Genomic DNA, 12,067 nt, shown 5'->3' on the forward strand with positions numbered 1-12,067 from the left:
GACCGACCGAGCGGGCCAGGCGTCGGCCCCAGGGCGAGTTGACGAAAGAAAGATAACCGTCAGACATGAAAGAATTCCGTTCCAGAGCAGAGAAAGATCAATAACCACTGTTGTCAGCGATGGCCGTGCCTTCGCTGACCGCCGCGCGCCGCTTGGCCGCCGGCCTGGTCGCCTGTTCGACATGCGCCTGGCGCCGCTGCAGGGCTTCGAGCAGGCCGAAGTCCTGCGGGAAGTCGTCGACCTGGATCGCATGGTCGCCGTACTCGACGTAGCGCCCGAGCAACTGGTCCTCCTCCTCGCTGATCAACTGCAATTCCAGGGCCTTGGCGCGCCAGACCACGAAGGCCTCGCGGGAAATCGGCAACGGCGCGATGGTGCCCTCGCGCACGGCCGACTTGAGTCGCGCCTCGATCAGTTCCACCTGTGGCAGCAGCCGGAAGGCCAGTTCGCCATAGGCCAGCTTGTCGATGTCCGGCTGCGGGATATAGGAATCGGCCAGCAGCCGGTCGCGGCTCGCACCCGGAGCCTGCACCAGTTCGGCCACCTCGCCGAGCAGGTGGTCGGACGGTTTGCGCAGCGGGATGCCGAACGGGAAGCTCAGCCCGCGAATCACCCGTGCCGCCGCCCTGGACGGATAGTTGTCGAGGGTTTCAGCCAGTGCCTCATGGGCACGCAGCAAGGCATCCTGGGCCGCCCAGTGCACCAGCGGCAGATCGCCCTGCGGACGCCCGTCATCCTCGAAGCGCTTGAGTACGCAGGACAGGATGTACAACTGCGAAAGGATGTCGCCCAATCGGCCGGTGATGCTTTCCTTGCGCTTCAACGCACCGCCCAGCACGCCCATGGAGATATCCGAGGCCAGCGCCAGTACCACTGACAGCCGTTCGATCTGCCGGTAGTAGGTCGCCAGTGCCTTGTCGGTCCTGGCCGGTGCCTTGAGCAGGCGCCCGCCGGTCAGACCATGCACCGCCGCCCGTACGGTGTTGGCGACGACGAAGCCGATATGGCCGAACATCGCGCTGTCGAAGGCCTCCAGCCCGGCCCGCCCCTGCGCCCGGGCGGCTTCCATTTCGCGGAACACATAGGGATGGCAACGGATCAGCCCCTGACCGTAGATGATCAGGCAGCGGGTCATGATGTTCGCGCCTTCCACGGTGATCGCAATCGGGCTCTGCTGATAGGCGCGGGCCAGGAAGTTGTTCGGGCCCATGCAGATGCCCTTGCCGGCGACGATGTCCATGCCGTCATTGACCACCGCACGGGCGCGCTCGGTAACGTGGTACTTGGCGATGGCCGAAATCACCGAAGGCTTTTCCCCGGCATCCAGCGAGGCTACCGAGACCTTGCGCACCGCATCGCAGGCATACAGGTGCCCGGCCATCCGTGCCAGCGGCGCCTGCACACCCTCGAACTTGCCGATCGGCAGGCCGAACTGTTTACGCATTGCCGCGTAGGCGCTGGTGCCACGCACCGCGATCTTGCTCAGGCCGACGTTGGCCGAAGGCAGCGAGATCGCCCTCCCGGCGGCCAGGCATTCCATGAGCATGCGCCAGCCGTTGCCAACCTGGTCGCGGCCGCCGATCACCCATTCCAGCGGGATGAACACGTCCTTGCCCTGGGTCGGACCGTTCTGGAACACCGCGTTGAGCGGCCAGTGCCGGCGGCCGGTCTGCACGCCGGGATGGGTGGTGGGAATCAGCGCGCAGGTGATGCCCAGGCTGCCCTGGCGGCCCAGCAGGCCTTCGGGGTCTTCGGCGCGGAACGCCAGGCCGAGCACCGTGGCGATCGGGCCCAGGGTGATGTAGCGCTTGTCCCAGGTAACCCGGAAGCCCAGCACTTGCTCGCCTTCGAACTGGCCCTTGCAAACCACCCCGACATCCGGGATGGCCCCGGCATCGGAACCGGCATAGGGGCTGGTCAGGGCAAAGCACGGGATGTCCTCGCCGCGCGCCAGGCGCGGCAGGTAGTGCTGACGCTGGGCCTCGGTGCCGTAGTGCAGCAGCAGTTCGGCCGGGCCGAGCGAGTTGGGCACCATCACCGAAATGGCCGCCGCCGAGCAGCGGGTCGACAGCTTCATCACCACCTGGGAATGGGCGTAATGGGAGAAGCCCTTGCCGCCGTATTGCTTGGGAATGATCATGCCGAGAAAGCCGGCGTCCTTGGTGTACTGCCAGGCCTGGGGCGACATGTCCTGCCAGACCTGGGTGGTTTCCCAGTCGTTGGCCATGTCGCAGAGGGTTTCCACCTCATTGTCGAGGAATGCCTGTTCCTCGGCGCTCAGGCTCGCCGGCGCCGCCTTGAGCAGGCGCTCCCAGTTCGGCTTGCCGCTGAACAGCTCGGCGTCCCACCAGACGGTGCCGGACTCGATGGCCGCGCGCTCGGTGTCGGACATGGCCGGCATGATCTGGCGGAACAGCGCCAGGGCCCGGCGGCTCAGCAACGCCCGGCGCAGCGGTTTGACAGCCAGCACCACGGCCGGCAGCAGGACCAGGATCGCCGCCACCGCAACGCCCATTGGTGCAACCACGCCGAACAGATAGCCACCGCCCAACCAGACCAGGGCGCCCCCCAACCAGGCACTTGCCGGTGCCTGCCGATAAGCGAGGATCAGCGCCCCCACCAGTGCAATCAATAACCAGGAAATCATGGGTACACCTCTTGAGCAATACGAGACAAACCACAGATGCCGCCGTTGATCGGCATCCTTGATCAGCCACCCATGGGCGGCTCGCAGGCTTTACCTTACAAAGAATGAAGATGTTTTAAAATTATTTTTTAAATTATTTTTTCATCAAGACAAAATTAAAAAACCGACCCGCGGTCGGCTCTTGAAAGGCAGGAATTTGCCGAACTCAGGCGCTACGACGATGACATCGAAAAGGACAGCGCCGGATGCGCCAACACCGCCCTATTCCTGTCATCGTCGTACTCGCCCCTTGTTACCATGTCGTTGAAGAGTCATCAGAACCTGTAGGTTGCCGCCAAGCTCACCACTTCACCGGAGGACTCGGCCTTGCCATCAAGTGTCGAGCCACCCAGACGATCAACGTTATGAGTCTTGATCGAGGCCTCTTTCACGAACTGCCGCGAATAGGCTCCATCGATACTGAGTCCTGGAATCTCCTTGATTTCATAACCGAAGCCCAGCGAGGTGAACCAACGGTCGTTATCGGGAATCCGCGGGTCTCGGGTCGAGTCACGAGTGGGAGTCTGGTCGAATGCCACACCGGCACGCAGGGTGAGCCGATCGGTGAACTTATAGTCACCACCCAGCGAGTACATCATGGAGTCCTTGTAGTTATAAGGAATGGCTACGAGGGTGTTGCCATCGGACTTCAGGGTCAGGCTTTTGAAAGAGGACCATTGAGTCCAAGTCGCGCTCGCCCCCAAGGTGAAACGGTCATTGAACACGTGAACCCAATCCAGCCCGGCGGTAGCGGGAATGTCCAGTTGGGTCGACGCATTGGCCCCATCCGGATTGAGCTTAAGCCCAGGATAAGCCAATTCGACAAGCGTCTCACCGTTGGCACCAACGGGCTGGGTCATGAAGAACCTACCGATTGCATCAGCACGAATATTGTACTTGCCCTCCATCTTGTTCTTGATCTTGGCATGATAGTTCAAGCCCAAGGTGTCCTGCTCGGTCGGTTTCCAGACCACCCCTGTAAACCAACCAACAGAGGTGTTGTCTACTTTGACTCGTATCAGGTTCGAGCCAACACCAGAGGGAAATGGTGAGCCACTGGGTGCAAGTGCAGCAGCCCCGGTCAGGTTGAGGTTCTGGCTAACGAACCCCTTGCTGTTCTGCACGATGATGCCGCCACCCAGCGAAAACTGGTCGTTGACCTTGAACGACAGGGAACCGGTCAGGCCGACGGTTTCAATTTTGGTATCAACGGCAAAATCCCTGCCTTTCCAACCCTCATCCCAGGTAGTACGCATTCCCTGCGGCACGACTTGGCTGAGACCAAAGGCAAGCCGATCATTGATTGGCATGACCATGAATCCCGTTGGCAACCAGGCAGTGAAACCACCTTGTCCACCGTCGCCAGTCAGAGGCACTGGATCGCCTGTGTTTCCGTTCGCATCCACAGGCAGGGTTGTAGCAGGATTACCCTGATAGTCGTTAACGTTTCCCTTGTACTTGATCTTGATGCGAGCGTAATCAACAGTTAACTGCGCGACATTCTGGTCGATGAAGGCCATCGCTGCCGGGTTGTTGAAAGCTGCGCTGGGATCGTTCTTGAACAATGAACCACCACCGAAAGCACGGCCCCAACCGGGCGCACCATAAGTCGGGGTGGAAAAGCCGCCAGCCTGGGCGGGTGTCGTAACGCCCAGACCTCCCAATACAGCCAGCGCGACCGCAATGCTTAAATGTTGTTTCTTATTATTCATGCCCCACTCCTTATTATTATCTACCGCTTCACCGTAGCGCTTTGCTCAACAGGCGCCTCTTGCAAGGCGCCTGTCTTTCAGCGGGTGATCAGCCCTTTAACGGAGTCACGACATCAAGGGGTGATGCTGATGGTTGGAGCGCCGACCGTGAGCGAGGTCACGGTGCAGTTGCCACTCAGAGCCTGGTTGGTAGCGCTCAGAGTGCCACCGACCGTACCGCTTGGGGCCCAGCTCACGTTGATGGTGCTTGGACCGCAGTTGGTCGATGGCAGGCTGCTGATGGTGTAACCCACGTTGGCGATGGTGCCGGTGGTAGCGGTAGCAGCCGTGATCACCCAGCCTGGAGAAGGCAGGTTCTTGAACTGTGGCAGTTGGCACAGACCGCTGCCACTGGACGTGCTGAAGCTGGTGATAGTGGCAACACCACCGGAAACGGTACCGCTGGCAACGACTGGGCAGGTCACCGGAGCCTGGAACGACGAAGGCGACTTGACAGTGATGCTACCGGTGGCAGAGAACGGACCATTAGGGCCGATGGTAGCGGCAGAAGCCATGGATGCAGCACCCATGCAGACAGCGATTGCAGTTGCAGACACGAGAGTTTTGATGCCTTTCATTGTTGTTTTTCCTCACATGTATGGCGATTCATTTCGCCGGGGTTAATGGCCTTTTGAGACGACACGGAGTACCGCAACCACGACCGAGTTTCCCTTATCAGCCAAACTTCAAGATTCCTGCTGTTGCCTGAACTGCCATCGACTCAGGGAATGACCCGGAACGTCGGCGGCATCTGGATCGAAACCGTCTTGATGGTGCAACCGCCCTCCAGCGCCACGTTGGCCGCCTGGAGCTTGCCGGTGCTGTTGTTCCAGCTGCCCTCGGCGGTGGTCGGCCCGCAATCACCGCCCACCAGCGGCGCATGCACGGTGACCTGGATACCCGACATCGCACCGCTGGTTTCATCCTTGGCGATCAGCTTCCAGGGCAGGTGCGTGGCCTCGACCTGGCCGCACTTGAGGCCGCCATCGAAACCGACCTTCTCGACGCTGACATAACTGCCGTCGGCACTGATCCGCCCGCTGACCTGGATGGTGCAATCGGCGCTGATGATGCTCTTGGCGAAACTGATGGGCCCCTTGGCGGTGAACTCGGCATTGGCCGGCTCGATCCGCGCCGCGGCAAAAGCCGGCGCCACCAGGGAAAGCCCCAGCAACGCGGCAACGACACGAACGGTCAACAGAACTTTGTGCATGCTCGACATCCTTCCCGTTGCTTATTGTTTTTATTCGGTCAACTTGTCACGGCTGCATACAGCACCACTGAAAGTGGGCAAGCCGCTCCCGTCATGCACACTTTCAAGTGCGCACTCAATGCAACTGCTATTCAATTCAATCGCTGTAACGAGTACCGTACTGCCGAAGCAACTGCTCTCGCTTGGAGGGCTGCAGGTTCGCCAGGCGCACATCTCCCGAGTAATGCGCCAGCACCCGGTGATCCATCAGCCGCCGCCACAGGAACGGCACGTAGGCCCAGACGATCATGCTCGCGTAACCGTAGGGCAGTTGCGGCGACTCATCGAAATGACGCAGTGCCTGGTAACTACGGGTCGGATAGGCATGGTGATCGGAGTGGCGCTGCAACTGGAACAGAAAGATGTTGGTGACAATGCGATTACTGTTCCAGGAGTGCCGTGGGGAACAACGTTCATAACGACCATTGGGCAACTTCTGACGCAGCAGGCCGTAGTGCTCTACATAGTTCACCACTTCAAGCAGAGAGAATCCGTAGATGCCCTGGATCACCAGGAAAGGAATCACCGTTACCCCCAGCCAGGCAATCAACACACCCCACAGCACCACACTGAACAACCAGGCGGTCAATACCGTATTTTTCCAGTGCACGGTCGGCAGACCCTGCTTGTGCAGACGCTCGCGCTCCAGGTGCCAGGCCGAGCGCAGGCTGAACCAGACCGAACGGGGCAGAAAACTCCAGAAACTCTCGCCCAGCCGCGAGCTGGCCGGATCTTCCGGAGTCGCCACCCGCACATGATGGCCACGGTTGTGTTCGACGAAGAAGTGTCCATAGAAGGTCGGCGCCAGAGCCACCTTGGCCAGGAACTGCTCCAGCGGCCTGGTTTTGTGACCCAGCTCGTGGGCGATATTGATCGCGATGCCGGTCGCCGCCCCGGTGGACATTGCCATGCCCAGGTAGGTGAACCAGCCGACACTGCCATGCACCTGAGCGCGCTCGGTGATGTAACCCAGCAGGCCGGCCGGCCAGCCCTGCAGGTGATAGGCCTGGACCCATTGCGTCAGGCCGCCACCGATGATCCAGTCGACACCGCCGGCGGCCATCCAGGCCGTGGTGACCACGGAGAGACACATCAGGGCGACACAGGCGTAGATGATCCAGCGATAGTAGGTCTGTTTCTCAAGGTCCGGAACGATGGTCTCCGGGGGGTTGCTGCGGTCTTCGCCGAGCAGGCCGTCGATCATCGGGATCAGGCCGAAGATCACCACCACTCCGATCCACCACAGCGATTGAATGCCGGTGGCCAGGGCGAGCATGCCGGACAGGATCGGAGTCGCCATGGGCAAGGCGCCCAGCCACCACAGGTGACGCTTGCCATCGGTCCAGATACCCGGTGCAGCGACAGTGGAATTCATGGCAACCTCCGTACAGCGCTCATGGACCGCACTGCCGCGGATGCAACCGAAATGCAAGACGGACGCTGCGCCGGGCAGCAGGCAGGAGTAGACGGAGAAAATGCTTCAAAAGGCGTTATTTTCATTATTCTAACCGCTCAATTGCATTTTTAAAAAAAACATTCAAAAAGTTTTTTCAAAAAACTAGCCCGCTTTCGATAGCTCGTCAACTATTTTTTTGGCGTCGTTTTGAATGTCGCTCGTGATGCTGTTCAACACACCTGAAAACCCGCTTCAGGAAAGCGTGACAGCCGCTGTTTCATATTGCCGGGTGACACCTTGTTGCTCATTGACCCGGGCGGCGATATCACGAACCATGGCCGCCACCGGCTCGACCGCCGTGATCGGCAGCATGTGCCCTCGCCCCTCGAGAATGTCCATTTGAATGCCGGGCACCAGGCCCGCCATCGACTCACCGTGCCGGCGGTAGTCCAGCACCTCGTCCCGCGTGCCATAGATCAGCCCCACCGGCAGCTCGAGCTGCGGATAACGCCGGACCATCCGTGGCAGATCGTCGTTGACCGTGGCGATCTCGCTGGAGGCGCAATAGAAGTTGCCGGAGCGCATGCCCAACAGGCCGCCGCCGCGCTCGGCGAAGTCCGCCGGCGGACGCTCGGGGGCGAACACCGCCTTGAGCAGGCTGGCGCGGCCGAGCATGCCCAGCGGCGCTGCCAGGGTTCGGGCGAACCAGCGCCGAATGAAATCGGGCCTGACCCCCAACGACAGAAACACCAGGGGCAACATGCGCTGCGGGTGGGTCAAGGGTGCCACCAGCACCAGACCGGACACCCGTTGCGGATGATCGAGCGCCAGGGCCAGGGCCAGAGCGCCACCCAGTGAGTGCCCGACGACCAGCGGCCGGTCCAGGTGCAGAATCTCGATGAAACGGGCAATCAGGCCGGCCTGCGCGGTGATGCCGACATGCGCGCCAGGGGCGCGGCTGGAATAACCGGAACCGGGACGGTCCAGGGTGATCACCCGGAACTGCTCGCGCAGCCGCGGCGACAGCGAATGGGTCAGGTTGCGCCCGCAACCGCTCAGGCCATGGATCATCACCAGCACTGGCCCCCGGCCCTCATCCACATAGTGAATGCGTTCGCCATCGACCTCGATGAAGCGCCCATCGGCCGGCACGGCCTCCTCGATCCGCCGATTGATCCGGTTGCTGGCTGCCCAGAACCCGACACTGCCCAGCACAAAAGCGACCGCCGCTACGCCCCACCCCATGACTTCAGCCCTCTGCATCCCTGCAACCCGGCCAGGTACCGGTATTGGCACCTGCCGTGGCGATCTCCCGGCGCTGTCGCGCGACTTCCACCCGTCAGGTGAGTCGGCCGATTCGTACAGCCCACTAGCGTAGGTGAGATTTTCAGGTAAATTATTTAAATTAATTTTTAAAACAAATAATTCAATTGTGCAACACCGGGTTTCCCCCAAGCGACGAAACTGACGGTCAGGCGTCGCCACAATCGAGGTACACACCATGAATGCGTACTCGTCACCCCCCGCAGGCCGCGAATCGGTCGATATCGCGATCATCGGCTCCGGCTTTGCCGGGCTTTGCATGGCCATCAGGCTGAAAGAGGCCGGGATGGCCGATTTCTTCATTGCCGAACGCGCCGACTCGCTCGGCGGCACTTGGCGGGACAACCACTATCCGGGCTGCGCCTGTGATGTGCAGTCCCATGTCTACTCCTTTTCCTTCGCCCCCAACCCGAACTGGAGCCGGCAGTTCGCCCCCCAGGCGGAGATACGTGCCTACCTGGAACGTTGCGCCCGGGACTTCGGCCTGACCCCGCACCTGCGCTACAACATGGCGCTGGAAAAGGCCGTATACGACGAAACGCAGCAACGCTGGCAACTGAGTTTCGCCAATGGCCGCGAGGTCAGTGCCCGAGTGCTGGTCAGCGCCATGGGCGGGTTGTCGCGCCCGGCCCTGCCGGACATTCCGGGACTGCAGAGCTTCGCCGGCAAGAGCTTTCACTCCCAGGACTGGGACCACCAGTACCCACTGGAGGGCAAGCGCGTCGCGGTGATCGGCACCGGCGCCAGCGCGATCCAGTTCGTCCCGCGGATTGCCCCGCGGGTGGCCCACCTGACCCTGTTCCAGCGCACGCCCCCGTGGATCCTGCCCAAGCCCGACCGCCCGCTGTCCGCAGCCGAACGCTGGCTGTTCAAGCATCTGCCGGTCACCCAGCGCCTGGCCCGCGCGGCCATCTACTGGGCGCTCGAAAGCCGGGTGATTGCCTTCGCCCGTCAGCCGAAACTGATGAAGCTGGTGCAGAAAATCGCCCTGGGCCACCTGCACAGGCAGATCACGGCACCAACCCTGCGCAAGACCCTGACCCCCGACTACACCATCGGTTGCAAGCGCATCCTGATCTCCAACGACTACTACCCGGCGCTGACCCGCAGCCACGTCAAGGTGGTGACCCAGGATATCCAGCGCGTCGAGGCCGATGCCGTGGTCACCGCCGATGGCGTGCGCCACCCGGTCGACTGCCTGATCTACGGCACCGGTTTCCAGGCCACCGCACCCCTGCCCCATGGCCTGCTGATCGGCCGCAACGGCGAGGACATCATGGACGCCTGGGCCGAGGGCGCCCATGCCTACCTGGGCACCTGCCTGCCCGGCTACCCCAACCTGTTCATGATCATCGGGCCGAACACCGGCCTGGGCCACAACTCGATGATCCTGATGATCGAAGCCCAGGTCGACTATATCCTCCAGGCACTGCAACAGATGCGCGACCAGCGGATCCGCGCACTGGAGGTCCGGCCACAGGTCGAACGCCAGTACAACAGCAGGCTGCAACAGCAGCTCAAGCGGGCGATCTGGTCCACCGGCGGTTGCCGCAGCTGGTACCTGGACCCGCGTACCGGCAAGAACACCACGCTGTGGCCGGGCTCCACCTGGCGCTTCCGTCAGGTGACCCGACACTTCGAGCTGCGCGACTACCTTACTGTCGGCGACAGCCATCAGCGACCCGGCGCTGCCGCGCCCGCCCCCCTGGAACCCACACAAGGCCGCCACTCATGAAGACATTCGACGGCAAGGTCGCCGCCATCACCGGCGCCGCTTCCGGCATGGGCCGCGCCCTGGCCATCGCCCTGGCCCGCGAGGGCTGTCACCTGGCGCTGGCCGACAGGAACGCCGCCGGCCTGGAACAGACCCTGGTCCTGGCCCGCGCCGCCGCGCTGCTGCCCCTGCGCATGAGCTCGCAGGTGCTGGACGTCGCCGACCGCCAGGCTATGTTCGACTGGGCGGCGGCGACGGCCGCCGAGCACGGCCAGGTCAACCTGATTTTCAACAACGCCGGCGTGGCGCTGTCAAGCACCATCGAGGGCATGAGCCTGGAAGACCTGGAGTGGATCGTCGGCATCAACTTCTGGGGCGTGGTACATGGCACCCAGGCCTTCCTGCCCTACCTCAGACAGTCCGGTGACGGGCATATCGTCAATACCTCCAGCGTGTTCGGGCTGTTCGCCCAGCCGGGCATGAGCGGCTACAACGCCAGCAAGTTCGCGGTGCGCGGCTTTACCGAGGCGCTGCGCCAGGAGCTCGACCTGATGGACTACGGCGTCTCGGCCACCAGTGTGCATCCGGGTGGCATCCGTACCGATATCGCCCGCTCCAGCCGCATCAGCGACAACGTCAAGGGCCTGCTGATCGAAAGCGAACAACAGGCCCGGGCCGATTTCGAGAAGTTGTTCATCACCAGTGCCGAACAGGCCGCCCGGGTGATCCTGCAAGGCGTGCGCAAAAACCGCCGCCGCGTGCTGATCGGTCGTGACGCCCATGCACTGGACCTGCTCGTGCGCCTGCTGCCCAGCGCCTACCAGGCGCTGGTGGTGTTCGCCACCCGACGCCTGTCGCCGCTGGGCCGGCGCAAGAGCAAGGCCACGAGCTACGACATCAAGGACTCGGGCGGGATCTGACCGCCCTCAACCGACCTTTCAGGAGAACCAGCCATGCTGCCGATCCGACGCGATATCCACCCACGCCTGCCAGCCGAGCGCATCAAGGACTGGCACGCCGAGGGCCCCTGGGTCACCCACTTCTTCAACGCCCTCTCCCTGCTGTTTCCTTCCGGAGAGCTGTTCTTCATGGACAGCGTGCGCCACTACCGCGACCGCATAGAAGATCCGCAACTGCGCAAGGCGATCCAGGGTTTCATCGGCCAGGAAGCCATGCACAGCCGCGAGCATGTGCTCTACAACGACCTGCTGCAGGGTGCCGGGCTACCGGCCCACCTGCTCGACCGGCGCCTGCGAGCCATCCTCGACTTCCAGAAGAAACACTTTGCGCCGTCGTTCAACCTGGCGATCACCATCGCCCTGGAACACTACACGGCGATGCTCGCCGACATCCTGCTGCGCGACCCGAGCCGCTTCGGCGACTCGGTCGAAGGCTACCGACAGATGTGGACCTGGCACGCGCTGGAGGAGACCGAGCACAAGTCGGTGGCCTTCGATGTCTGGAATACGGTGATCAAGCCGGGTCCCAAACGCTATTTACTGCGCACCGGGGCGATGCTGTCGACCACCTTCTTTTTCTGGCTGGTGGTGTTCGACTTCCATGTCCGCCTGCTGATCGCCGACCGCAAGGCCGGGCATCACCTGCGAGGGTGGTGGCGGATGGTCAAGTACCTGTTCGGCTGGCGCGGGGTGTTTCCGCGGATCGCACTGCCCTGGCTGGACTACTTCAAGCCGGGCTTCCACCCCTGGGACCATGACAACCGCGAGCAACTGGAGCGGATCGATGGGTTGATGGAGGCCATTCGGGCGCAGGCGGGCAAATAGATAAGGGGTGAAGCTGATATCGCTATCGCCAGCAAGCGGCTCCCACACTGTGAACTGTCCCCCAATAAGTTCAACACCCATCCAACCCTTGGGGGGTAGTCCACATTGTGGGAGCCGGCTTGCTGGCGATCACCGCGCGGCGGTGCCATACCCCCCCCCCC

Annotated in this window: 9 protein-coding genes; 3 read left to right on the forward strand and 6 right to left on the reverse strand. The window is 62.2% G+C overall.

The features are described 5' to 3' along the window. Positions 1–97 precede the first annotated feature (97 nt). The 6 genes from K675_RS0123230 to K675_RS0123255 all read right to left on the reverse strand — a co-directional run bounded on the left by K675_RS0123230 (position 98) and on the right by K675_RS0123255 (position 8,330). On the reverse strand, positions 98–2,647 hold the full coding sequence (locus K675_RS0123230; RefSeq protein WP_017905865.1) for an acyl-CoA dehydrogenase: 2,550 nt from the start codon (positions 2,645–2,647) through the stop codon (positions 98–100). A 314-nt stretch (positions 2,648–2,961) separates the two neighbouring features. Then, positions 2,962–4,398 (reverse strand): outer membrane protein transport protein, encoded by a 1,437-nt coding sequence (locus K675_RS0123235; RefSeq protein WP_017905866.1) that lies wholly within the window; start codon positions 4,396–4,398, stop codon positions 2,962–2,964. Positions 4,399–4,511: 113 nt separating this feature from the next. After that, the gene (gene praB / locus K675_RS0123240; protein WP_026145470.1) at positions 4,512–5,015 is read right to left on the reverse strand and encodes an alkane oxidation protein activator PraB; all 504 of its coding nucleotides are present in this window, start codon (positions 5,013–5,015) and stop codon (positions 4,512–4,514) included. Positions 5,016–5,158: 143 nt separating this feature from the next. Further along, positions 5,159–5,650 (reverse strand): alkane oxidation protein activator PraA, encoded by a 492-nt coding sequence (gene praA / locus K675_RS0123245; protein WP_017905868.1) that lies wholly within the window; start codon positions 5,648–5,650, stop codon positions 5,159–5,161. Positions 5,651–5,786: 136 nt separating this feature from the next. Next, positions 5,787–7,064: an alkane 1-monooxygenase gene (locus tag K675_RS0123250; RefSeq protein WP_017905869.1), complete on the reverse strand. Its 1,278-nt coding sequence runs from the start codon at positions 7,062–7,064 to the stop codon at positions 5,787–5,789. 273 nt (positions 7,065–7,337) lie between these two features. Further along, positions 7,338–8,330, reverse strand: a complete 993-nt coding sequence (locus K675_RS0123255) for an alpha/beta fold hydrolase (RefSeq protein WP_017905870.1) — start codon at positions 8,328–8,330, stop codon at positions 7,338–7,340. A 256-nt stretch (positions 8,331–8,586) separates the two neighbouring features. Between K675_RS0123255 and K675_RS0123260 the strand changes: the two genes are divergently transcribed. From K675_RS0123260 to K675_RS0123270, 3 genes are read left to right on the forward strand one after another with little or no spacing between them, the layout of a single operon-like run. Then, positions 8,587–10,143, forward strand: a complete 1,557-nt coding sequence (locus tag K675_RS0123260) for a flavin-containing monooxygenase (protein WP_017905871.1) — start codon at positions 8,587–8,589, stop codon at positions 10,141–10,143. Then, positions 10,140–11,042, forward strand: a complete 903-nt coding sequence (locus K675_RS0123265; protein WP_017905872.1) for an SDR family NAD(P)-dependent oxidoreductase — start codon at positions 10,140–10,142, stop codon at positions 11,040–11,042. Before K675_RS0123260 ends, K675_RS0123265 begins: the two co-directional genes overlap by 4 nt. Positions 11,043–11,075: 33 nt before the next feature. Then, positions 11,076–11,906: a metal-dependent hydrolase gene (locus tag K675_RS0123270; RefSeq protein ID WP_017905873.1), complete on the forward strand. Its 831-nt coding sequence runs from the start codon at positions 11,076–11,078 to the stop codon at positions 11,904–11,906. Positions 11,907–12,067: the final 161 nt, after the last annotated feature.

This window comes from Pseudomonas fuscovaginae SE-1, from assembly GCF_000364705.1.
Taxonomy (GTDB): domain Bacteria; phylum Pseudomonadota; class Gammaproteobacteria; order Pseudomonadales; family Pseudomonadaceae; genus Aquipseudomonas; species Aquipseudomonas fuscovaginae_A.

Bases quoted from the DNA above. Each gene is read 5' to 3' on its own strand.
- K675_RS0123230 (WP_017905865.1), bottom strand. From the start codon at position 2,647: ATGATTTCCTGGTTATTGATTGCACTGGTGGGGGCGCTGATCCTCGCT.
- K675_RS0123235 (WP_017905866.1), bottom strand. From the start codon at position 4,398: ATGAATAATAAGAAACAACATTTAAGCATTGCGGTCGCGCTGGCTGTA.
- praB (WP_026145470.1), bottom strand. From the start codon at position 5,015: ATGAAAGGCATCAAAACTCTCGTGTCTGCAACTGCAATCGCTGTCTGC.
- praA (WP_017905868.1), bottom strand. From the start codon at position 5,650: ATGCACAAAGTTCTGTTGACCGTTCGTGTCGTTGCCGCGTTGCTGGGG.
- K675_RS0123250 (WP_017905869.1), bottom strand. From the start codon at position 7,064: ATGAATTCCACTGTCGCTGCACCGGGTATCTGGACCGATGGCAAGCGT.
- K675_RS0123255 (WP_017905870.1), bottom strand. From the start codon at position 8,330: ATGGGGTGGGGCGTAGCGGCGGTCGCTTTTGTGCTGGGCAGTGTCGGG.
- K675_RS0123260 (WP_017905871.1), top strand. From the start codon at position 8,587: ATGAATGCGTACTCGTCACCCCCCGCAGGCCGCGAATCGGTCGATATC.
- K675_RS0123265 (WP_017905872.1), top strand. From the start codon at position 10,140: ATGAAGACATTCGACGGCAAGGTCGCCGCCATCACCGGCGCCGCTTCC.
- K675_RS0123270 (WP_017905873.1), top strand. From the start codon at position 11,076: ATGCTGCCGATCCGACGCGATATCCACCCACGCCTGCCAGCCGAGCGC.